This window comes from Gemmatimonas sp. (genome assembly GCF_027531815.1).
In the GTDB taxonomy this organism is placed as follows: Bacteria; Gemmatimonadota; Gemmatimonadetes; order Gemmatimonadales; family Gemmatimonadaceae; genus Gemmatimonas.
Genome location: NZ_JAPZSK010000010.1, coordinates 198,095 through 220,256, shown reverse-complemented (window position 1 = coordinate 220,256; position 22,162 = coordinate 198,095). Strand labels below are relative to the sequence as shown.

General features: G+C 67.7%; 18 protein-coding genes and 2 tRNA genes. 19 read left to right on the top strand and 1 reads right to left on the bottom strand.

The window, feature by feature from the left end; translation table 11 throughout:
* The first annotated feature begins 167 nt into the window (after nt 1-167).
* The 8 genes from rny to recN all read left to right on the top strand — a co-directional run bounded on the left by rny (nt 168) and on the right by recN (nt 9,672).
* Nucleotides 168-1,754: a ribonuclease Y gene (rny, locus tag O9271_RS13605; RefSeq protein WP_298270666.1), complete on the top strand. Its 1,587-nt coding sequence runs from the start codon at nt 168-170 to the stop codon at nt 1,752-1,754.
* A complete protein-coding gene (locus tag O9271_RS13600; protein WP_298270664.1) occupies nt 1,744-2,640 on the top strand; it encodes a bifunctional 5,10-methylenetetrahydrofolate dehydrogenase/5,10-methenyltetrahydrofolate cyclohydrolase in 897 nt (298 codons plus the stop codon). Before rny ends, O9271_RS13600 begins: the two co-directional genes overlap by 11 nt.
* Nucleotides 2,641-2,653: 13 nt before the next feature.
* Nucleotides 2,654-3,907, top strand: a complete 1,254-nt coding sequence (gene xseA, locus O9271_RS13595; RefSeq protein ID WP_298270662.1) for an exodeoxyribonuclease VII large subunit — start codon at nt 2,654-2,656, stop codon at nt 3,905-3,907.
* Nucleotides 3,904-4,125, top strand: a complete 222-nt coding sequence (gene xseB / locus O9271_RS13590) for an exodeoxyribonuclease VII small subunit (RefSeq protein ID WP_298270658.1) — start codon at nt 3,904-3,906, stop codon at nt 4,123-4,125. Before xseA ends, xseB begins: the two co-directional genes overlap by 4 nt.
* Before the next feature lie 5 nt (nt 4,126-4,130).
* The gene (locus O9271_RS13585) at nt 4,131-5,051 is read left to right on the top strand and encodes a polyprenyl synthetase family protein (protein WP_298270888.1); all 921 of its coding nucleotides are present in this window, start codon (nt 4,131-4,133) and stop codon (nt 5,049-5,051) included.
* A gap of 73 nt (nt 5,052-5,124) precedes the next feature.
* Nucleotides 5,125-7,017, top strand: a complete 1,893-nt coding sequence (gene dxs / locus O9271_RS13580) for a 1-deoxy-D-xylulose-5-phosphate synthase (protein ID WP_298270656.1) — start codon at nt 5,125-5,127, stop codon at nt 7,015-7,017.
* Nucleotides 7,017-7,886 (top strand): NAD(+)/NADH kinase, encoded by an 870-nt coding sequence (locus tag O9271_RS13575; RefSeq protein ID WP_298270653.1) that lies wholly within the window; start codon nt 7,017-7,019, stop codon nt 7,884-7,886. The genes dxs and O9271_RS13575 overlap by 1 nt, the downstream gene beginning before the upstream one ends.
* Before the next feature lie 28 nt (nt 7,887-7,914).
* Nucleotides 7,915-9,672 (top strand): DNA repair protein RecN, encoded by a 1,758-nt coding sequence (gene recN / locus O9271_RS13570; RefSeq protein WP_298270650.1) that lies wholly within the window; start codon nt 7,915-7,917, stop codon nt 9,670-9,672.
* Here recN and O9271_RS13565 read toward each other — a convergent pair.
* Nucleotides 9,648-11,216 carry a hypothetical protein gene (locus O9271_RS13565; protein WP_298270647.1) on the bottom strand — a complete coding sequence of 523 codons (1,569 nt, stop codon included), beginning with the start codon at nt 11,214-11,216 and terminating at the stop codon, nt 9,648-9,650. The genes recN and O9271_RS13565 overlap by 25 nt on opposite strands.
* A gap of 222 nt (nt 11,217-11,438) precedes the next feature.
* On the opposite strand from O9271_RS13565, the gene O9271_RS13560 reads away from it, so the two are divergent.
* The 11 genes from O9271_RS13560 to aroA all read left to right on the top strand — a co-directional run bounded on the left by O9271_RS13560 (nt 11,439) and on the right by aroA (nt 22,116).
* A complete protein-coding gene (locus O9271_RS13560) occupies nt 11,439-13,286 on the top strand; it encodes a hypothetical protein (RefSeq protein ID WP_298270644.1) in 1,848 nt (615 codons plus the stop codon).
* 69 nt (nt 13,287-13,355) lie between these two features.
* Nucleotides 13,356-13,428, top strand: a tRNA-Gly gene (locus tag O9271_RS13555).
* Nucleotides 13,429-13,553: 125 nt separating this feature from the next.
* A tRNA-Leu gene (locus O9271_RS13550) sits at nt 13,554-13,637 on the top strand.
* A gap of 235 nt (nt 13,638-13,872) precedes the next feature.
* Complete coding sequence (locus O9271_RS13545) at nt 13,873-14,100, top strand: hypothetical protein (RefSeq protein ID WP_298270642.1); 228 nt, start codon at nt 13,873-13,875, stop codon at nt 14,098-14,100.
* A 98-nt stretch (nt 14,101-14,198) separates the two neighbouring features.
* Nucleotides 14,199-15,191: a M20/M25/M40 family metallo-hydrolase gene (locus O9271_RS13540; RefSeq protein WP_298270639.1), complete on the top strand. Its 993-nt coding sequence runs from the start codon at nt 14,199-14,201 to the stop codon at nt 15,189-15,191.
* Nucleotides 15,188-16,264, top strand: coding sequence for an aspartate-semialdehyde dehydrogenase (asd, locus tag O9271_RS13535; RefSeq protein WP_298270638.1), 1,077 nt, complete (start codon nt 15,188-15,190; stop codon nt 16,262-16,264). Before O9271_RS13540 ends, asd begins: the two co-directional genes overlap by 4 nt.
* Entirely contained in the window at nt 16,261-17,616 is a 1,356-nt protein-coding gene (gene lysC, locus O9271_RS13530; protein ID WP_298270636.1) for a lysine-sensitive aspartokinase 3, read from the top strand. Before asd ends, lysC begins: the two co-directional genes overlap by 4 nt.
* A complete protein-coding gene (locus O9271_RS13525; RefSeq protein WP_298270634.1) occupies nt 17,613-18,338 on the top strand; it encodes a dihydrodipicolinate reductase C-terminal domain-containing protein in 726 nt (241 codons plus the stop codon). The genes lysC and O9271_RS13525 overlap by 4 nt, the downstream gene beginning before the upstream one ends.
* The gene (dapA, locus tag O9271_RS13520) at nt 18,335-19,237 is read left to right on the top strand and encodes a 4-hydroxy-tetrahydrodipicolinate synthase (protein WP_298270632.1); all 903 of its coding nucleotides are present in this window, start codon (nt 18,335-18,337) and stop codon (nt 19,235-19,237) included. The genes O9271_RS13525 and dapA overlap by 4 nt, the downstream gene beginning before the upstream one ends.
* A gap of 39 nt (nt 19,238-19,276) precedes the next feature.
* The gene (locus O9271_RS13515) at nt 19,277-20,128 is read left to right on the top strand and encodes a 2,3,4,5-tetrahydropyridine-2,6-dicarboxylate N-succinyltransferase (protein WP_298270630.1); all 852 of its coding nucleotides are present in this window, start codon (nt 19,277-19,279) and stop codon (nt 20,126-20,128) included.
* On the top strand, nt 20,125-22,116 hold the full coding sequence (gene aroA, locus O9271_RS13510) for a 3-phosphoshikimate 1-carboxyvinyltransferase (protein WP_298270628.1): 1,992 nt from the start codon (nt 20,125-20,127) through the stop codon (nt 22,114-22,116). Before O9271_RS13515 ends, aroA begins: the two co-directional genes overlap by 4 nt.
* Nucleotides 22,117-22,162: the final 46 nt, after the last annotated feature.

Sequence of the window (22,162 nt, the reverse complement as noted above, 5' to 3'; positions counted from 1 at the left end):
TCGGCCCTCCCGTACTATCTGGGAAGTGGCGCTCGATGAAGCCGGGCAGGCCGAGGTGCGCGCGTGGTCGCGCGACCTCGCCGACCTGCCGGCGTCGACGCTGCAGACCGATAGAGTGAGCGGCTCACGATCCAACCCGCGCGGCGCGCGGTGGAGTATAGATCCCCATGGGAGAATTCCCACTTGCAGCGCTCCTGGGCGCGGCGGGCGTTGTCGCGGCCGTCCTTGGCTTCGTGTTCGGACGGCGGTCCGGGCGTGCCATCGAGGTCGCTGCCCAGCAGCGCGCCAAGGCCACGGCGGAAGACACAGCCACCCGCATTCTCGACGAAGCACGTCGGGAAGCGGAGACGATTCGCAAGAGTGCCGCCGTGGCGGGACGTGAAGAAGTGCTTCAGCTGCGCGAGTCCCTCGAGCAGGACCTTCGTCAGCGTCGCGGTGACATCGAGCGTGAGGAAAAGCGTGTGCAGGATCGCGAGGCGCAGGTTGACCGTGCCCGCGAGTCGCTGGAGGGGCGGGAGCAAGAGGTGCAGCGCCGTGCACAGGAGTGCGTTGGGCGTGAGCAGGCCACCACGGCCCGTGAACAGGAGTTGGAGCGCCTGGTCGGCGAGGAACGACGGCGGCTCGAGCAACTCGCCGGGCTGAGTGCCGAGCAAGCGAAGGCTGAGCTCGTGCGGCGACTCGAAGACGAGGCCATGGCCGATGCTGCCAGCCGCCTGCGCGAGATTCGCGAAACGGCCAAGCGCAACGCCGAGCGGGAAGCCAAGAAGATCGTGGCGCTGGCCGTCCAGCGCGTTGCCGCCGAGACAACGGCCGAGAGTACGGTGTCGGCGGTGTCGCTGCCGAACGATGAAATGAAGGGGCGCATCATCGGCCGGGAGGGGCGCAACATCCGCGCGTTCGAGTTGGCCACCGGTGTGGACGTTATCATCGACGATACGCCGGACACCGTGGTCGTGTCCTGCTTCGATCCGGTACGCCGCGAGACCGCGCGGCTGGCGCTGGAGAAGCTGGTGAGCGACGGCCGTATTCATCCCGGGCGCATCGAAGAAGTGGTGGTGAAGGCGCGCAAGGAGGTCGAAGCCGCCATCATCGAAACGGGTGAGCAGGCGGCCTATGATGTCGGGGTGGCCGGCCTCCATCCGGAGCTCGTCAAGCTCATCGGGCGCATGCGGTGGCGCACCAGCTACGGGCAGAACATCCTCGCGCACAGCAAGGAGGTGGCGTGGCTGGCGGGGATGATGGCCGCCGAGCTGGGACTTGATGTCCAGCTGGCAAAGCGGGGCGCGCTGCTGCACGACATCGGCAAGGTGCTCACGCATGAGCATGAGGGCACGCACGTGCAGCTCGGGGTGGAGGTCGCCACCAAGTACGGTGAGAACCCGCTCGTGGTCAACTGCATCGCGGCACACCACGATGATGTGCCGCACGAAAGCGAAGTCTCGGTTCTGGTCCAGGCGGCCGACGGGATCTCGGGCTCACGCCCCGGCGCCCGCCGGGAAGCCTTCGAGACCTATGTCAAGCGGCTCGAAGGGCTCGAACGCATTGCGGCGAGTTACCGGGGGGTGGAGCGCGTGTTCGCCATTCAGGCTGGACGTGAGGTGCGTGTGGTCGTGACGCCCGAGCTGGTTGACGATGCCCGCATGACGGCCATAAGCGAAGAAATCGCGCGCCGTATCGAGTCGGAATTGCAGTACCCGGGCCAGATCAAGGTCGTGGTCATTCGCGAAAGCCGGGCGGTGGACTTTGCGCGCTGAGCTGATCGACGGCAAGGCAATTGCCGAAGTGATTCGTCTGGAGGTGGCGGCCGATGTCGCCGCCTTGGCGGCGCGTGGGGTGGTCCCGGGGCTGACCGTGGTGCTTGTGGGAGACAACACTGCCAGCGCCACGTACGTGGGGGCCAAGGAGAAGGCCTCGAAGGCGGCGGGCATGCGCGGCGAGACACTCCGGTTGCCGGCCAGCACCACGCAGGCGGAATTGCTGGCGCTGGTCGAGCGGCTCAATGCGGACGCCGGTGTACACGGCATCCTGGTGCAGATGCCGCTGCCGTCGCACATCGACCCCGACACGGTGATCCGGCACATCCTGCCCGAAAAGGATGTCGACGGGTTTCATCCGGTCAACGTGGGCAAGCTGCTCATCGGCCACACCGACGGGTTTGTCTCGTGCACGCCGGCAGGGGTAATCGAATTGCTGGTCCGCAGTGGCGTCGAGACGCGCGGGGCGGAAGCGGTGATCGTGGGACGCAGCAACATCGTGGGGAAGCCCATGGCAGCGCTGCTGGTGCAGGGCCGGGCTGGTGGGGACGCGACGGTAACCGTGTGCCACAGCCGCACCGTGGATCTGGCCGCTCATACGAAGCGTGCGGACATTCTCATTGCGGCCATTGGTCGCGCCGAGATGATCACGGGGGACATGATCAAGCCTGGAGCCGTCGTGATCGATGTGGGAATGAACACCAAGCCCGACCCCAGCACGAGCAAGGGGACGCGCCTGTGCGGCGATGTGCACTTCGAGAGTGCCGTGGAAGTGGCCTCGAAGATTACGCCGGTCCCCGGCGGCGTTGGTCCGATGACCATTGCCATGCTGCTGCGGAACACGGTGCGCGCCGCCGAGCGCACGGTGGCCGCGACCGCACCGTGAGGCTCCGCTGACGATGGCGACAGGTCGCGCCAGCGGGTACCGATCGACGGCGGGCGCCGACGTCTCGCCCGGCAGTTCTCCGGAGTCGGCCATCGCGGTGCAGACACTCACGACGGCGGCCAGGGACCTCATCGAAGGCGCGTTCCCGGCGCTTTGGGTTCGGGGTGAGGTGAGCAACTTCAAGGCGCACCGCAACGGGCACTGGTATTTCTCGCTGAAGGATGAGCAGGCGCAGATCAACTGCGTGATCTGGTCCTCGGCCACACGCCGCATCCCGGCACCTCCCGATGATGGCATGCTGGTCAGCGCCCTGGGACAGATGACGGTATGGCCGGTGCGCGGGGATCTGCAATTCTCCGTCCGGGCGCTCGAGGCGGCCGGCGACGGATTGTGGCGCAAGGCACTCGAGCAAACCCGCGCTCGGCTCGAGAAGGACGGCCTGCTCGATCCGGCGCGCAAGCGTCCCCTGCCCACCTTTCCTCGTCGGATTGCCGTGATTACCAGCCCCGACGGCGCGGCGATGCACGATATCATCACGGTGACCCGAAATCGCAGTGCCGATGTCGCGTTGGTGATCATTCCGGCGAAGGTGCAGGGGGAGGGGGCGCCGGAATCGCTGGTGGCGGCACTGGCCCAGTTGGAGCAATGGGGCGGCGCCGATCTCCTGATCATCGGGCGTGGTGGCGGATCGCGCGAGGACCTCTGGGCGTTCAACGACGAGCGGGTGGCGCGTGCGCTGGCCGCGTGCCCCATTCCAACCGTGTCGGCCGTGGGCCACGAAACCGACATCAGCATGTGCGATCTCGTGGCCGACGTACGGGCCGCCACTCCCTCAGCGGCGGCCGAACTCGCGGTGCCGTCGCGCCGGGAGCTGGTCGCGCGGGTCGACGCGTTGGCGAAACGGCTTGCCGCGGCGGCCACGCGCCGGGAAGAGCGTGCGGTTTCGGCGCTCCAGCAGGTGCGTAAACGCCTAAGTCTGGCAGCACAGCGGGTGGTGGAGCGTCGGCACAGCCAGCTGGAGCGGTTGGCCGGCCAGCTGGATGCCCTGTCTCCGCTCAACACCCTGGCGCGCGGTTTTGCGGTAGCGCGAACGCCCGGGGGCGCTACTTTGAGCAGTCGGGAGCAATTCGTGCCGGGAACGGCGTTCGACTTGTGGCTGCGCGATGGAATCGTCGCCGCCACGGCCAACGCGGTACGAACACTGCCCGACGGCCCGGACTCCGCCGACCGCTTGCACATCGCGACACCCAACACTCCCCTGTCATGACCGAGCTTCCCTTCGAGCAGTCACTGGCGCGCCTCGAGGACATCGTGCGCGTGCTCGAACGGAACGATCTGGATCTGGAGCAGGCGCTCCGCCTGTTCGAGGAGGGAATCGGGCTTCTGCGCAGCGCCGGTTCCGCGCTGAAAGCCGTGGACGCGAGGGTGCAGCAGCTGGTCGAAGCGGCCGATGGCTCGTTCTCGGTCGTCGATTTGGGGGCGTGACGTCAATGACTGCGGCAGGAGGCCCGGGCATATCCGAAGACACGTCCCGCAGCTTTGCGGCCGAACGCGTCGCCGTGCAACGGGCCCTCGACGGTTTCTGCGCGCGCTGGTTGGAGGACGTCGCGCCTCTGACCGCGGAGGCCATTCGTTACGCACTCCTCGGCGAAGGCAAGCGCCTGCGGGCCGTGCTCTTGCTCGAGGCCTATCGTGCGTGCGGCGGTACGGGCGACGCGCTGGATCTGGCCGCCTCGGTAGAAGTTGTGCACGCGTACTCGCTCGTCCACGACGACCTGCCTTGCATGGACGATGACGATGTCCGTCGCGGTCGGCCCACGGTGCATCGTGTGTACGGGGTGCCCGTGGCGACCGCCGCCGGATTGGCGATGGTGCCGCTTGCCGCGCGCTGCGCCTGGCACGCGGCCAAGGCCATGGGGCTCGGCGACGAGACCGCGGCGGACATTGTGCGCGATCTGATGGGCGCCTCCGGTGCGGGGGGCATGATCGGGGGCCAGTTGCTCGACCTCGAGGGCGAAGGGGTGCAGCTTACGCTCGAGTCGCTCGAGCGGGTGCACCGTCTCAAGACTGGTGCGCTGATCATGGCGTCGGTCACGCTGGGGGCCCGCGCTGCGCTCGCCCCGTCCGGGCGCCGGGCAGCACTCGCCCGCTATGGGGCCGCGATCGGCCTCGCGTTCCAGATCGCGGATGACGTGCTCGACATCACCGCGACGACGGATCAGCTCGGCAAGACGGCGGCTCGTGATCTCGACCTCAACAAGAGCACCTATCCCGCCCTTCTCGGCGTCGAGGGAGCGATTGAACGGGCCGTTGCGTTGGTCGAGGACGGGTGCGCGGCGCTTCAGTACGAGGGATTGCTGACGCCCACGCTCGAACAGTTGGCCCGCTACATCGTCGAACGTCGGTCGTGACCGTCGCGCCCGTCGCGCTTTCCCGCATTCTGTTCTCGCCTGACCGCGGTTCTCGCATACTTCCCAGTCTCCCATGTCCCTACTCGAAGGCATCCAGTCTCCAGCCGACGTGCGTCGCCTGTCCCGCGATGAACTGCGTACGCTCTCGCAGGACATTCGTGATCGGCTGATCGATGTGTGCTCGCGCACCGGCGGACACATTGGCGCCGGACTCGGCGTGGTCGAACTCACCGTCGCGCTGCATGCCGTCTTCGACACGCCGACCGACCAGATCGTGTGGGACGTCGGCCACCAGGGATATCCGCACAAGCTGCTCACCGGGCGCAACGATCGCATGGAGACGCTGCGTCAGGAGGGCGGCCTGTCGGGCTTCCTCAAGCGCACGGAGAGCGAGTACGACGCGTTCGGCGCCGGGCACGCTGCTACCGCCATTTCGGCGGCGCTCGGCATGGCCGCGGGCCGCGACGTGATGGGGGAATCGTTCAAGGCCGTGGCCGTCATCGGCGACGGGTCGCTCGGATCGGGGCTCGCCTACGAAGGGCTCAACAACGCCGGCCACTCCGAGCGCGACATCATCGTCGTCCTGAATGACAACGAGATGTCCATCGCGCCGAACGTGGGAGCGATGCACAAGTATCTCACCAGCATCCAGCGCAATCCGCTCTACAACCGACTGCGTTCGCGCATCGGGGAACTGGTGGACCACGCTCCGCAACCGTTCCAGTCGGCCGGCACGTTGTTGCGGAAGTGGGAAGAGAGCGTGAAGTCGTTCCTCACGCCCGGCGTGCTGTTCGAGGAACTCGGGTTCCGGTACTTCGGCCCCATCGACGGACACGACATCGACGCGCTCATGGACACCTTCGCGGCGGTGCGGGACATGAACACGCCGCGCCTCGTGCACGTCATCACCCAGAAGGGCAAGGGGTTCCCGGCCGGGGAGCACGGCGAAAAGTGGCATGCACTGCCGCCCGGGCACGATCCGTCCACGGGCAAGCAGCTCACCGTGTCGGCCGGCAACCCGGCCTATACGGCGGTGTTCGGCAAGGGCCTGGTCGAGCTCGGTGCGGAACGTCCGGACATGGCGGTCATTACGGCGGCGATGCCCGGCGGAACCGGAACGGCACCCTTTGCCAAGGCGTATCCGGCCCGCTTCTTCGATGTGGGCATCGCCGAAGGTCATGGCGTCACGTTCGCTGCCGGTCTTGCCACGCGCGGCGTCCGCCCCGTGGTGACCATCTACTCCACGTTCCTGCAGCGCGGTTACGACAACATCATTCACGACGCCGCGTTGCAGAAGCTGCCCGTGATCTTCGCGATGGATCGTGCCGGCCTGGTGGGAGAAGACGGCGAAACGCACATGGGGCTGTACGACATCCCGTACATGCTGACCGTGCCCAACATGACCGTCGCCGCGCCCAAGGACGGAACGGAGATGCTCGGACTGCTGCGGGCCGCTGTGGAGCACACCGAGGGCCCCTTCTGTTTCCGCTATCCGCGCGACGCGTCTCCCGACGTGCCTCTCGCCATGTCGGAAATCGCGGCAACTCCGTACGGAACGTGGGAAGTCCTGCGCAAGGGGCGTGATGTGGCCATTCTCGCCGTGGGAACCATGGTCGGTACGGCGCTCGCCGCTGCCGAAGCGTTGGCTGCCGAGGGGCTGGAGGTCACCGTGGTCAATTGCCGGTACCTCAAGCCTTACGACGAAGTCACCCTCGCCGCCATCCTCGCCGACCACTCGCACATTCTCACGGTCGAGGAAGGCGTCGCCACCAACGGTTTCGGCGCGTACATGGCCGCCATCATTCACCGGCAATCGCCGCACGTTCGCACGGCCGTGCACGGTGTGCCCGACAAGATCATTTACGCCGCACCGCGCAAGAAGCAGCTCGCGTCGCTTGGCCTGGATGCAGCCGGCATTGCCGAGCGCGTGCGGGCATTGCGCGATTCCGAAGCACTCGCCGGCTGATGCGAGTCGGCGTCATCGGTCACCGGGGGTACGTGGGGCTGCCGGCCATTCTCGGGACGCTGCTCGACATCGCTCCCTCGTTGGGGCTCACTCTCGCGTTCGAGGACGAGCTCTGGGACATCGCCGAAGAAGGGGAGCGCCTGGGGGCTCCCGCTTCCGTGCAGGCGCTGTTCACGCTCGGTGGCGATGGGACGCTCCTGCGTGGTGCTCGGTGGCTGGACGGACACACGGTGCCCATCCTTGGCATCAACCTCGGGCGCCTCGGCTTTCTCACGAGCTGCAGCGGGGCCGATTTCGAGGAGGGTGTGCGTCGCTTCGCCCGCGGCGACTTCATGTCGGAGCCGCGCATGGCACTCGAGTCGTGTGCGCTCGACCGTGAGGGAGCGGAGCGGTGCAATTGGCGCTCCCTCAACGACGTCGTGCTGCATAAGGGCGGGTTCGCGCGCGTCGTGCGATTCACCGTATTCGTGGACGACGAGCCCATCGGTTCCTACTCCGCAGACGGGCTGGTAGTCTCCACGCCCACCGGCTCCACGGGCTACTCGCTTTCGGCCGGTGGTCCCATCGTGGTACCGACCGTGGAAAGCATCGTGCTCACCCCGGTGTCACCACATACGCTGGCCATGCGCCCGCTGGTGCTGCCGCCGCAGGTCGAAGTCAAGGTGCGTGCAGATGATGGGCCGGAAGAGCTTCTGGTAACGATCGACGGGCAGGTGGGTACTACCTTCACGGGTGGGGAGACACTCGTCGTGCGCCGTGCCGGCCTCCCGGTGCAGATCGTGCGCTTTCCCGGCACGACTTTCTTCACGCGGTTGCGTCGCAAGCTGGGATGGGGCGGACTCTCCGAGCGCGACGGCGACACCGTCTGACGTCGTACGTTCTCCAGCGGGGCCTCTCATGCTCGTCGAACTCCGCATTCGCAATGTTGCCGTCATCGACACGGTAACCCTGCCGCTGGAACGCGGCCTGAATGTCCTGACCGGCGAAACCGGGGCAGGGAAATCCATCATCATCGGGGCGCTGGGCATGCTGCTTGGCGAACGGACCGCCGCCGACCGTGTTCGCAGCGGGACCGATCGGGCCACGGTGGAGGGGGTCTTCGATGTGAGTGCGCGTCCGGAGCTGCGCGCCCTGCTCGACGAGCGCGGCATCGACGCCGACGAACAGCACCTCGTGCTCAAGCGTGAAGTCGGCACCAACGGTCGCTCACGGGCATGGATCAACGGGTCGACCGTCACAGCGGCAGTGCTGGCCGACATCGGGGCGCGCCTGGTGAGCGTGCACGGCCAACATGATTCGCGCCAGCTGGTCGATGTCGATCACCAGCGCGAACTGCTGGATGCCTACGTGCAGGCCACGGCGGCGCGGCGGCGCGTCGCTGATGCGCACGCGCAAGTGGTCGCGCTGCGTGCGCGGGAGCGGCAGCTCGAACAGCGCCGGTCGGAGGCAACGCGGCGTGCCGACTACCTCCGCTTTGTCGTTCGCGAGATTGACGAGTTGCAACCCACCCCGGGGGAGGACGAGGCACTCGATGCCGACATTCGTCGGCTGTCGCACGCCGAAGAGCTGCAGGGGCTCGCCGCGCAAGCGGCCGCCGCCATCACGGGAGACGAGCATGCCGCCCTTGTGCGACTGGGCGCGGTGCGACGGGCATTGGTATCGCTGACCCGCATCGATCCCACGATGGATCGACTCCAGAGTGGATTCGATGCGGCGGTGTATGCGTTGGACGAACTCGCCGCCGAGCTCACCGAGTATGCCGAGGCGGTGGAAGCGGATCCACAGCGGCTGCGGACTCTGGAGCGCCGTCGCGACCAGCTGGTGGGGCTCATGCGCAAGTACGGTCCCACCATCGACGACGTGCTCGCGGAGGGCGCGCGCGCCCGATCCGAGCTGGAGTTGGTGGACGGGGGGACGCTCGACCTCGCGGCTATTGCTGACGCGCGCGCTGGCGCGGAAGGGGCCTTCGCCGAAGCGTGTGCCGAGCTGACGCGCTTGCGCGTCGGGGGGGCCAGGCAGTTCGAACGCGCCGTATCCGAGCTGCTCCCCGATCTGGGCATGCGCGAAGGGCGTGTCGAGGTGGTGCTCACCCCCCTCGATCAGGGCTCGGCCACGGGGGCGGAGACCGTGCATTTTGTGGCCATGCTCAATGCGGGCGTGGAGGCGCGGCCGCTGTCGCGCATTGCCTCGGGCGGTGAACTGTCGCGCGTCATGCTGGCCCTCAGCACGGTGCTGGCCCGACTGCAGCAAGTGCCAACGCTGGTGTTCGATGAAGTCGACGCCGGGGTCGGCGGCGCGGTCGCGTGGCAGGTCGGGGCCCTCATGCGTCACGTCGCGTCCCATCACCAGGTCCTGGCCATCTCCCACCTGGCGCAGATCGCGGCTCGCGCGCACCACCACATCGTGGTCCACAAGAGCGCCGTGGGAACGGTCACGACGTCAGATACGGTGGTGGTGACCGATGAGGCACGCATTGTGGAGATCGCGCGTATGCTCGGCGGCGACGCCGATCGCGAAGTCAGCCGTGCGCATGCCCGTGAGCTGCTGTCGCGAGGCGCCGACGACATGCTGCCCGCAGTGGCCGGGGTGAGCGACGGCTCCCCGCCACGCGCCGCTACGCCACGCGGCGGTCAGCGGCGCGGGAAGCCGGTGTAGACGCGCAGTTCCAGCCGGTCGGTGGAGATGGCGGGCGTGAGGGCACCGCTTCCCGAAAGCGGCGCGGTGTGAGTGTAAATCACTTCGGCGGGAAAGCGCGATCGGCCGCGTGCATAACTGGCCAGCGTCGAGAAACTGAAACCCAAGGCGGCAGCGTTCACGGTGCGGGAAGCGACCGTCAGGCGCGGGCCGTCGGCCGCATTGTAGAGATCGCTACCCCAGTAGCGCAGCAGATAGGCCGCCGAGACCCCGAAGAAGTCACCAATCGCCACGCGCGGCGCCAACTCGATCTCGAAACGATTGCCCAAGGTGCGCTGCGCCTGGGTGGCCGCCACCGGTGCCGAGAAGGTACCGGCCTCGTCCCGCAGGGGCGTGAGGATTGCCACCTGATCGGCCAATGGCAGCACGGCACGCACGGTGGCACTCATCCACGCCCACCGATTGAACAGCACATCGGTAGTGCTCCGCGCCAGCAGCGCGTTTGCCCCGTCGCCGATCGGCACGTCGAAGGCGTCGTCGGTACGATCGGCCCCTGCGGTACCGAAGCGCCACCCAAGCGTCACATTGCTGCGGACGCCCCTCCCGGGGGTGAGGAGCCGGCGCAGCTGATCGGCCTTGAAGCTGTCGACCAGCAGGAGCGAAGCGGTCAGGTCGACATCTCCAATTCCGGCCCGCCGGGTGTCGCCGAGGCGGCCATACCCAACGCCGAACGAGCTGTCGGAGGCAACCGTGCCGATGCTACCGGGCCCCAGGATGACGGTGGCCGCGGCTGGTTGGGCCGATGCCGGAATGGCGGTAATGCCAAACGCGCCGAAATCCGTACGCAGGGCACCGATCCCGGAGACGACCGCCGTATGCAACGCCGATCCGTTGAGTGGCACGACAGGCGCCCCACCACGGGTCGCGTCACCATACACGGTTACGAGATGCGTGCGGGTCGCCGCTGCGCGCGACACGAGCGCCTGGGCGCCCGCAGGATTGGCACGGATCGCCGCGCACTGCTCTTCGGTGGGCGTGCTGCAGCGAGTAATCTCCGCGGCGAGCGCGGCACGCGCTGCATCGATCTGCCCCACCAGGGCCCCGTTCGCAGCGCGAGCGGTGGCCCCTGTGCTCAGGAAGGCCGGGTTGCGCCCGACGTTGGCACCGGTGCCCGCGCGGTTCAGTACGAGCTGGGAGGCATCACGCGACTCCACGTACGGCACCAGCAGCCGCAGCGAGAGTCGGCGCGTAACGCCATAATCGACAGTGATGGGGGCCACGCTCTGGCGCACTTCACCGCGCGCTTCAAGCTCCCCGAGCGATAGCGCGAAGGCCGAGTTGCCGGTAAGCGCTCGAATACTGGCCTGCACGGGCGTCAGTTGGGGCAGCTGCGTCGTGCCGAACGCATTGGTGGCCAGCCCGCCCAGGAGCGCGAGGCGTCCAGACGTCGAACCGGGCGCGAAGACGGCCCGATAATCGTTCCACAGCCCGCCGACGAGAAGCCGATACCCGCCACGCGGTATTGGAATGGCGTCATCACCAATGCCGGCTACCGCCTGCGCCATGCCCGTTGAGGTGCCGCCCAGCGTGCACGCCGCGTATGACATGACGGCGGCCCAGCGACGCCAAGGTCGACGGCGGTCGGGCAATGCTGGGCGGGATGGCCTGGCGGGCAGACGGGTCATGCAGGGCGCGTCGGGTGAGCAGGGGAAACCGGCTAGATTACACCGATACGTGGCACCTTAGTCCGGCGGGGATGGCTCGTCAACGAAAGACGGCATCTGCCGGTGACAATACTCCCAACGCCGCGCCGTGATCCGTCGGTGCGTCAGGAACTCATGCGTCCGATTCCTTCAATCCCGTGGCAACTCACGGGCAATCATTGGCTCTCCCTCCCGTGCATCAATCCCATGGACGGCGCGATTCACGCCGTCGGCGTGCTCCATCGCGGTGCACGCGCTGCCATTGAGGTAGCGGGATCTGCCGACTTCGTTTCCGGCGAGGGACAGCCACTGCTGCGCCCGGTCGTGCGGGTCCAAGGCGAGGTCCGCGCGCTGGCCGCCGAGGGGATCGCCTGGGAACGCGCCGTGGGGTGGCTTCCCACCTTCACGTGTACGATCGGCACGCTGGTCGTGCGCGGTACGATTTTCGCGCCGTATGGGCGCGACGCCGACATCTCGGGCGCGGTGTACACGTTGGCCGTGGAGAACCGTGGTGCGACCGATGTGTCGCTGGAGGTCGCCGTCGAAGGCACCTTGGGGCATCGGCAGCAGCGTGTACGCACCCCCCGGCCGTTCGATGACGAGCATGTGGTCAGCCTCGGTGAGGACGAGGTCATCCTGCTTGAAGGGGCGGCGATTCCGGGACTGGTTGCGGTCGCCATCGGCAGCGACGGGCCGGCCACGGTGGAGGTGGAGCAGGGGGCATCCCATGCACCGCGGGCCTTTGCCATTCGGCGCACGCTCAGTGCGCCCGCAGGCGGCTCAGTGCAGACGGCGTTCTATCTCGCCGTTGGTCCGGAACGCGATGGTGCGCAGGCCACCGTAAGCGTACTCCGCCGTCGCGGATGGCGGGCACTGCTCAGCGCCACGCGTGAAGCCCTCACGGCGCTGGAACAGACGACCGGGAACGAGGGCATCGACCGGTTGCTCAACCGCAACCTGCTGTTCTCCTATTTCTATGCGGTGGGTCGCGGTCTCGACGACGCCCACTACTACCTGTTGCGGTCGCGCGCCCCGTGGCACTCGATGGGATGTACGGTGCGCGACTGGGAAGCGCTCATGTGGACGTTGCCGGCCATTCAGCTGGCAGATGGCGGCCTCGCGCGCGAACTGCTGGTCCGTGCCTGTGAACTGCACGGCTATGCCCCAGGGCAGGGAGTGCACTACTTCGATGGCACGCTCTTCCAGCCAGGCTTTTGTGTGGAAGGGCCGGCGGCGTTTGCCATCGCCACGGACCGCTATATCCGCGACACGGGTGACGACCAGATCGTGGAGGACCCTGTGGTGGCGGACACCCTGTATCTCAGCCATGATGACCTCGTGGCGCGGCGCGACGAACGGATCCCCCTCTACTCCACGGAGGTTACCGCAGGGGGCGCACCTGCCGCCTTCCCGTTCACGTTGCATGGCAATGCGGCCGTGGCTCTCGCGCTCGACGTATTCCGCCGTACCCTCGATGAGGACGCCGCCGCTGCGGTGGAGGACCCGGCAGCCGTTCGGGCAGCAATCCGTCGTCACTTCGCCGTGGACCGGGGGGACAAGGCGCGTCTCGCGACCGCGGTCGACCTGGCCGGCGGAACGGCGCTCGCGGACGATCCGTCGGGATCGCTGCTCTGGCTGCCGATGTATGACGCCATGGATCGTGAGGATTCGTTGTTTCGGCGAACCGCACGCGCGGTGCGGCCGGAGTTGACCGGCGATACCGTCCTGCTCCTGCAGATCGCCCGGCTTCTGGGGCCGGAGGGGCAGGAGGTGCTCGGCTGGTTGCGGCGGGCACCGCTGGACGGGGGGATCGCCTCCGAAGTGGTGGATGCCGAAGGGCGAGCGGTCAGCAACGGCGGAGATGCCGCGCTGGCGGGGCTGCTGGCCCACACGCTGTGGTTCGCCGGCCACGCGCTGGGGCTGCGCGATTAAGGCGGGTGCTTGTCCACCGACCGACTCGAGACTAGACTCCTTGCGTCGCCCGGCATATGCCGGGTGTATGCGGGAATAGCTCAGTTGGTAGAGCACAACCTTGCCAAGGTTGGGGTCGCGGGTTCGAGTCCCGTTTCCCGCTCTGACCACAGGTGGTCGGGAGCAGTGACAGTCTGCGACAACGGGAGCGCCACCGCGCTCCCGTTTCGTCTTCTTGGCGGTGCCGGGGCGCGCCAGACGGCGCGATCCCGATGACGCCGGGGGTGTACCCGGATGGCGAAATCGGTAGACGCGAGGGACTTAAAATCCCTTATCCGCGAGGGTGTGCGGGTTCGAGTCCCGCTCCGGGTACTTCGTGGCGCATGGCTTGGTCACCCGCCACGTACAATGCGCCCCAGGCCGGCGCGCCCGTCTGGTTGTCGGCTCGTCGATACGCCGCCGTGAAGGCCGGTCGATCCCCCCGCCGATCCCCCTCGCGAAACGGGTGGTGCAGATCCACGCCTGCTCCAATGCCGGTCCGACTCACGCTTGTGGGCGTGCGTCGGTAGTTTGCGACTGTTCCTCTCTCCCCCTTCCCGGAGCGGTTGTGCGTACGGTGTCGGACAAGCAGGGTACTACCTGGATCTGCCTCGAGTTGCCGGAAGTGCCGGTGGAGCAGCGCGATGTCGCCGCGGCCCTGGGTACGGCGCACGTGGCCATCGAGTGCAACTCCGGTGCGGACCGCGTCATCGCGCTCGTGCCTCCGGGGTGGGATGACGACATGGACGACGCAAGCCTGACGCAGGTGATCCGCGAGCATCTCGCCAGGCAGTAGCGGCGCGCTGGCCGACCGCTGTGCGGCCTTCGCCGCGCGCCAACCCGCACACCAGCGCGGGGGCGCGCCAACACGTCGATTGCCTGTATCTTGAGTCCATGTCCGACGTCGTCACACTCGCCACGGAACTGCTTTCCATCGAATCGACCACCGGCCGCGAGCGGGACGCGGTCGATTGCGTTTCGCGCTGGTGTCTCTCCCATGGCTGGACCGTATCGCTGCAGGAAGTCGAGCCAGGGCGCTCCAATCTGTGGGCTACGCGCCGTGGTGGCGGGGTCACCCTGTCCACGCATCTCGATACGGTCCCCCCGTTCGTTCCCCCCCGTCTCGAAGGCACGCGGCTGTATGGGCGCGGTGCCTGTGATGCCAAGGGAATTGCGGCGGCCATGATGGTGGCGGCCCAACGACTCGCGGAGGCAGGGGAAGACCGCGTCGACCTGCTCTTTGTGGTGGGGGAAGAGAAGGGGTCGCCCGGCGCGCGCGCCGCCAATCGTCTTGCCCCCACGAGCCGGTATCTTGTCAACGGCGAGCCCACGGAGAGCAAGTTGGCAGCCGGGTGCAAAGGGGCGCAGCGCGTCATTGTCCGTGTCCGCGGGAAGGAGGCGCATTCGGCCTATGCACATCTGGGGGAAAGCGCCCTCGAGGCCATGCTCGACCTGCTGCCGCAACTGCGGGCGCTCTCGCTGCCCACCGATCCCGTGCTCGGCGTAACCACGTACAACATCGGCGTCCTGCGTGCAGGCACTGAGGCCAACATCGTCCCGGGACTCGCGGAAGCCGAGATCATGATTCGGCTCGTCGGCGACGTGGAACCGGTGCGTGCGGCGTTCACGGCATGGGCAGCGGATCGGGCCGAGCTGGTGTGGGGGTCGCACATCCCGGCCCAGCGGTTCCAGACCATCCCCGGTTTCGAGGTGGAGCCGGTGGCGTACACCAGTGATATCCCGCTGCTCGATCGCTGGGGCACACCGCTCCTCTTCGGTCCCGGCTCCATCCATGTGGCCCACACGCCGATCGAGTACATCGATGTGGCGGAACTCGAGGCGTCGGTTGACGCCTATGTTCGCATCGTTCGCACCCTGCTCGCATGATTCCCACTTCTCCTCGCTGGCCTGTCGCGGTACTTGGCGCGACGGGCGCCGTCGGTCAGGCGTTCATTCGTCTGCTCGACGCGCATCCCTGGTTCGATCTCGTCGACGTTGCCGCCTCCGAGCGCAGTGCGGGGAAGCGCTACGGTGACGCCGCGCGCTGGCTCGAGGGCCGCATGCCGGCCAGCGTTGGTGCGCTCACCGTGAAGAACTGTACGCCGGACGAGATCGCCGCACCCATCGTCTTCTCGGCGCTGGACTCCGGCGTGGCCGGCGAGGTGGAAGCCGCCTTCGCGCGTGCCGGTCGCCTAGTGTTGTCGAACGCCAAGAACTACCGCATGGCCGACGACGTGCCGCTCGTCATTCCCGAAGTGAATGGTGATCACCTGGCCCTGCTCGATCGTCAGCGTGCGCAGCGGGGATGGCGCGGCGCAATCGTGACGAACGCCAACTGCGCCACGACGGTCATGGCGGCTGCGCTCGCGCCCCTGCATGAGGCGTTTACCGTGACCAAGGTCTTCGCCACCACGATGCAGGCGGTCTCCGGTGCCGGCTATCCGGGCGTGCCCTCGCTCGACATCCTCGGCAATGTGGTGCCGTTCATCAACGATGAGGAACCGAAGATCGAATCGGAACTCAACAAGTTGTTGGGGCGCTACGACGGTGAACGCATTGTCTTGGCCGACATCGTGACCAGCGCGCACGCCAACCGGGTGCCCGTGGAGCATGGGCACACCGTGTGCATGTCGGTGGCCTTCGCCACCAGGCCGACCCCCGAACAGGCGCTGGCCGCGTTACGCTCGTGGCGTGGACATGAGGCGGTGCACGGACTGCCATCCGCCCCCGAGCACGCCCTTATCGTGCGCGACGAAGCCGATCGCCCGCAGCCGCGTCGCGATGTCGACGCGGGGCGCGGCATGTCCACCACCATCGGTCGGGTGCGGGCGGACACCCTGTTCGATCTCAAGCTCGTGGCCATGTCCCACAATGTCGTACGCGGCGCCGCCGGGGGGTCGATCCTCAACGCCGAATTGCTGGTGAAGAGCGGTCGCCTCGCGGAGCTCGCCCGCCCGTGATCGTCTGCAAGTTCGGTGGCACCAGCGTGGCCGACGCGGCGGCCATCACGCGCGTGGTTGACATCATTGCCGCCAAACGGGGGCAGCAGCCGGTCGTGGTGGTCTCGGCCCTTGGTGGCGCCACCAACATGCTGCTCGACATCGCCAACAAGGCGGCTGGCGGTGAATTGCTGTCCGCACTCCAGCTCATCGAACAGCTGCGCGATCGCCACCTCCGCGAGGCACGCACCCTGCTCGATGGTTCGCCTGACGCCGATGACGTGGCGGTCGAGGTGGGCGCCACCTTCGACGAACTCGCCCATCTCGCCGAGGCGTTCAAGACGCTTGGGTATCTCACGCCGCGATCGCTCGATGCCGTCGCGGCTATCGGCGAGTTGCTCTCCTCGCAGATTGTCGCGGCCGCCTTCCGCGCCCGCGGTTTCGATGCGGTCTGCGTGGACGCGCGTGACGTGATGCGCACCAACGATTTCTTCACGAAGGCCGAGCCGGACGTCGAGGAGATTGCGCGGCTTGCGCAGGAACGCCTCGTGCCCCTTGTGCTCCAGGAACGGATCCCGGTCATGGGCGGCTTCGTGGGCGCCACGGCTGCCCGTGTCACCACCACCCTTGGCCGCGGCGGTTCCGACTACTCGGCTTCGCTCGTGGGGGCGGCCATTGATGCCACGGCCATCGAGATCTGGACCGACGTGGATGGCATGCTCACGGCGGATCCCCGCATCATTCCAGAGGCGCGCCTCATCGAGCGCATCAGCTTCGACGAGGCCGCGGAATTGGCCGCCTTCGGGGCGAAGGTGTTGCATCCGGCCACCATCGCGCCGGCGGTGCAATGCGGTATCCCGGTGTACGTGTTCAACTCGCGCAACCCCGCCGCGAAGGGGACCATGATCGCCTTCGATGCGCCGCGACTTCCAGTCCGGGCCATTGCCGGCAAGCGCGCGACCACCATGGTCAAGCTGCGCTCATCGCGCATGTTGCTCGCCCCCGGGTTTCTGCGGCGGGTTTTCGAGGTGTTCGAGACCCACCGCACCTCGGTGGATGTGGTGACCACCTCCGAAGTTTCCGTGTCGGTGACGCTCGACGATGCAACGAATCTTGGCGCCATTCTGCAGGATCTCGCGGCATTCGGTGATGTGTCGGTGTCGCCGCGGGCCGGACTGCTGGCGATCGTCGGTGCGGGAATTGCCGACGGGAGTCAGGCCATTGCGCAGGCGCTCGCGGCCCTTGGCCCCATTCCCGTGCACATGGCGTCGCTGAGCGCCACGGGCATCAACTTCACGCTGGTCATCGACGATGATCAGGTCGTGGCGGCCATGCAGCGACTGCACGCGACCTTCTTCGAGCAGCCCACGTGACCCTGATTGCGGCGCGACCGGTGCGGGTGGCACTGGTGGGGATGGGACGCATGGGACGCGCGCTCGATGCGCTCGCCGCCGAGCGGAGCTGCGAGATCGTCGCGCGGCTCGACTCTGCCGAGATGTCGCGTGGTCTTTCGGCTGCGGATCTCCACGAGGCGGAGGTGGCGATCGAATTCACGACCCCCGCGTCGGCGATCGCCAATACCACGGCGCTGCTTGCCCTGGGCTGTCCGGTGGTGGTGGGCACGACGGGGTGGAATCACGAACTGCCCGTCTTGGAGGCCGCCGTGCAGCAGCATGGCGGTCGGGCGCTCTGGTCGCCCAACTTCTCGGTAGGGGTGCAGCTGTTTCTCTCCATCGTGGCGGACGCGGCGCGGCGGGCCCGCGAGGTCGCCGGCTTCGATCTGCACATCGTGGAGACGCATCACGCCGCCAAGACGGACGCGCCCTCAGGCACCGCCATGGCCATTGGGGAGCGGGTGGAGGACGGTCTCGGGCGCGCCGTGCCCGTATCCAGTATTCGCGTGGGGAGTGTTCCCGGTACCCACGAGGTGCTGCTCGATGCGGCCTTCGAGCAGATCTCCCTGCGACATGAAGCCCGGGACCGGCGAGTGTTTGCCGATGGCGCGCTGGCGGCGGCGCGCTGGCTCGCCTCACCGAGGCTACCTGCCGTCTACACCATGCGCGACGTGCTTGCCCCAACGCCATCCCTCACATGAACGCCTCCCGGTCCACCACCCTGCTGCACGGCTGCGGTACCGCCATTGTGACGCCGTTCACGGTGTCCGGCGCCGTCGACGAGGCCGCGCTCCGGGCGCTGGTGGAATGGCAGGTGGGCGCCGGCGTGCATATGGTGGTACCGTGTGGATCCACCGGTGAGGCGGCCACCCTCACCCCTCTGGAACATCGCCGGGTGGTGGAAATCACCGTCGAACAGGTGAACGGCCGCATCCCGGTCGTCGCAGGCGCGGGGTCGAACGATACGCAGCGCGCCATTGCCACATCGCGGGAGATGCAGGCCATTGGGGCCACGCACCTGCTGCATGTGACGCCGATGTACAACAAGCCACCTCAGCGGGCGCTCATTGCGCACTTCCGGGCCATCGCCGATGCCTGCGACCTGCCGATCGTGCTGTACAATGTGCCGGGGCGTACGGCGGTCAACATGGAAGCGGCCACAACGCTGACGCTCGCGCAGGATCCGCGCTTCGTGGCGGTCAAGGAGGCCAGCGGAAGCCTGTCGCAGATGGCGACCATCGTTCGGGAGCGCCCGTCGGGCTTTGCCGTGCTCTCCGGCGACGACAGCTTCACGCTCGCGCTCATGGCGCACGGCGGAGAGGGCGTCATCTCGGTGGTCTCGAACGTGGCGCCGGCGCGCATGGTAGCGCTCTGCGAAGCCATGAGCCGTCAGGAGTTGCCACTGGCACGCCAACTCGATGCCGCGCTTGCCCCGCTGGTGGATGCCTGCTTCGTCGAATCGAATCCCATTCCGGCCAAAGCGATGCTGGCCATGATGGGACGCGTGCAAGATGTCGTGCGTGCTCCCCTTGTGCCGCTCGCCGATGCGCTCCGCGCGTCGGTGCGTGACGTGCTGGCGCAGGCGTCACTCCTCTCCTGAGTACTCCTCTCCGCCTACTACACCCGGGTCGCTCTGCTCATGGCACTCTCCGTTGCCGATCTCGAAGCGCGTTTCAACGATCCTCTCCTGCTCGACAGCGGCGCGCCGTTGGTGCACGACGCGCAGCAGCTGTTCGACACGGCCATGGCCCATCTCGAGCGCGGCGATATCCGGGCCGCACGTCGTGACGATGATGGCAACTGGCATGCGGTAGCCTGGGTCAAGCGGGCCATTCTGCTCGGCTTTCGCATTGGACGCGTGACGGAGATGTCGGCGGCTTCGCCGTTCAGCTTCACGGACAAGCACACGTATCCGCCGCGTGAATTTCGGCTCGAGCACGGGGTGCGCATCGTGCCGGGCGGCTCCACCGTGCGGCGCGGCGCCTACCTGGCGCCGAACGTCGTGTGCATGCCCCCCATGTATATCAATGTCGGGGCCCATGTGGGACGCGGGACCATGGTCGATTCCCACGCGCTGGTGGGCAGTTGTGCGCAGATCGGCGAGCGGGTACACCTGAGCGCCGCGGCGCAGATCGGGGGTGTGCTCGAACCCATCAACGCCTCCCCGGTGGTGATCGAGGATGACGTGATCGTGGGCGGGAACTGCGGCGTGTACGAGGGCACGGTGGTTCGCAGCAGAGCCGTGCTGGGGGCCGGCGTCATTCTGACGCGCGGGACGCCGGTCTACGATCTGGTGAAGGAAACGGTTCATCGGGCCACGGGCGACCACCCGCTGATCATTCCGGAAGGGGCGGTGGTGGTGCCGGGGGCGCGCCGGGTGTCGTCGCCATTCGGCGAGGCGCAGGGGCTGTCGTTGCAGACACCGGTCATCGTGAAGTACCGTGATGACAAGACCGATGCCGCTACGGCGCTGGAGGCGTGGCTGCGTTGAGTAGCCTGCCCCGATTGACGGTGCAGGGCACCGTGCGCGCGCCGGGGGACAAGTCCATCAGCCACCGCGCACTCATATTCGCGGCCATGGCCGATGGCCCCTCCCGCATCCGCGGCATCCTGCCGTCGGGCGACGTGCACGCGACGGCCGCGGCGCTGCGCGCCATGGGAGTGGATCTGCCCGCCCTCAGCGAGGACTTCGTCGTGCGGGGGCGCGGGTTGGCCGCGTTGCACTCTCCCGAAGGCGCCCTCGATTGCGCCAACAGCGGAACCACCACGCGACTCCTTGCCGGGCTCATGGCCGGGCTGGCTGGACGAGAGGCCCGATTCGAGGGCGACGCCAGTCTCAGCCGTCGGCCAATGCGACGTGTCGCAGGGCCGCTCACGCAGATGGGCGCTCACATTCGGTTCGAGGGCCCTCCGGGGCATGACGGCCTTCCCCTGCGTGTGCAGGGCGCGCCACTCACGCCCATTCGATACGTCAACAGCCACGCCAGTGCGCAGGTCAAGGGCGCCCTGCTTCTGGCGGGGCTCGCGGCTGGCGTGGAAGTCACGGTCGTGGAGCCGGTGCGATCACGCGACCACAGCGAGCGCATGCTGCGCGCGCGCGGCGTGGCGCTCGAGTGTACCGACACCGGGGTCACGCTGGCGGCGGGGCAGCGGGTCCTCCCAGTCGACGTCTCCGTACCGGCCGACCCCTCCTCGGCCGCGTTCTTTGCCTGTCTGGCTGCGCTGGCCGACGACGGCGAGCTTCGGATCGAAGACGTCTGCTGCAATCCGACGCGCACCGGCGCGTTTGATGTCCTGCGACGCATGGGGGCCCACGTGCGTGTCGAAGATGAGCGGGACGTGGGTGGGGAGCGGCTCGGTACCCTCATCGTCCAGCCCGCACGTCTGGTGGGTACCGAAATTGGCGGCGCCGAGATCCCGCGCTGCATCGATGAGCTGCCCATGCTTGCCTGCCTGGCGTCACGAGCCGAGGGCGTCACCGTTATTCGTGATGCCCAGGAACTGCGCGTCAAGGAGAGCGACCGCATTCGGGCTGTCGTGGACAATCTCCGGGTGCTCGGGGTGCAAGCTGAGGAACGTCCAGACGGCTTGCGCGTGGTCGGCTCCTTGCGGCCACTGACTGGCCACGTGGTCACGCACGGTGATCACCGTCTGGCCATGGCCTTCGGCGTACTGGGGGCGCTGCCGGGGAATCACCTCACCATTGACGACCCCGGGTGCGTTGCCGTGTCGTATCCCGGCTTCTGGCGGGACCTGACGGCGGCCACGTCGCAGCGATCGTCGGTCGCAGTGAGCGGCAGCCCGTACACTCCGCTCGTAATAGCGATCGATGGGCCAGCGGCGTCCGGCAAGAGTTCCACGGCGCAGTGGGTGGCAAAGACACTCGACGTCCGTCATGTCGATTCCGGCGCCTTCTATCGGGCGCTTGCCTTTCTCGCGGTCGAGTCGGGCGAGCCGCCCGAGCATTGGACCGCGGAGTCACTGTTGGGGCGAGCCTCCCGGATCAGCTGGCGCTTGACCGAACGGTCGGTGCTCCCCCTGGTGGACGGACGTGATCAGGACGAATCGCTCCGGGGCAGCGCGGTGACCAAAACGGTGTCGCGGGTCGCCGCGATGCCTGCGGTGCGCGAGTGGGTGAACGGGCAGGTGCGGGCCGCCGGAGCCGCGGTGGATGTCGTGGTCGACGGCCGGGACATCGGAACGGCGGTGTTCCCGGCCGCCCAGCTCAAGGTGTTTCTCGTGGCGGACACCTGGGAACGCGCCCGTCGACGCCTCGTGCAGCGGCTTGGACGGCGCCCAACCGATGCCGAGATCGCCGAAGAGGCCGAGGCGCTCGTGGCGCGCGACGCGCAGGATGCGACCCAGAGCGCTCCTGCTCGCGATGCGATCACCATCGACACCACGACCGTCACGCAGGCGGAACAGGTGGAGCGAATCGTGGCGCTCGCCAGGGCAGCGCGAGAACGGCTGAGGCGCTGACGTTGGCACCACCCGGAGCGGATCGCTTCCCGGGGCTTGGGCCGAG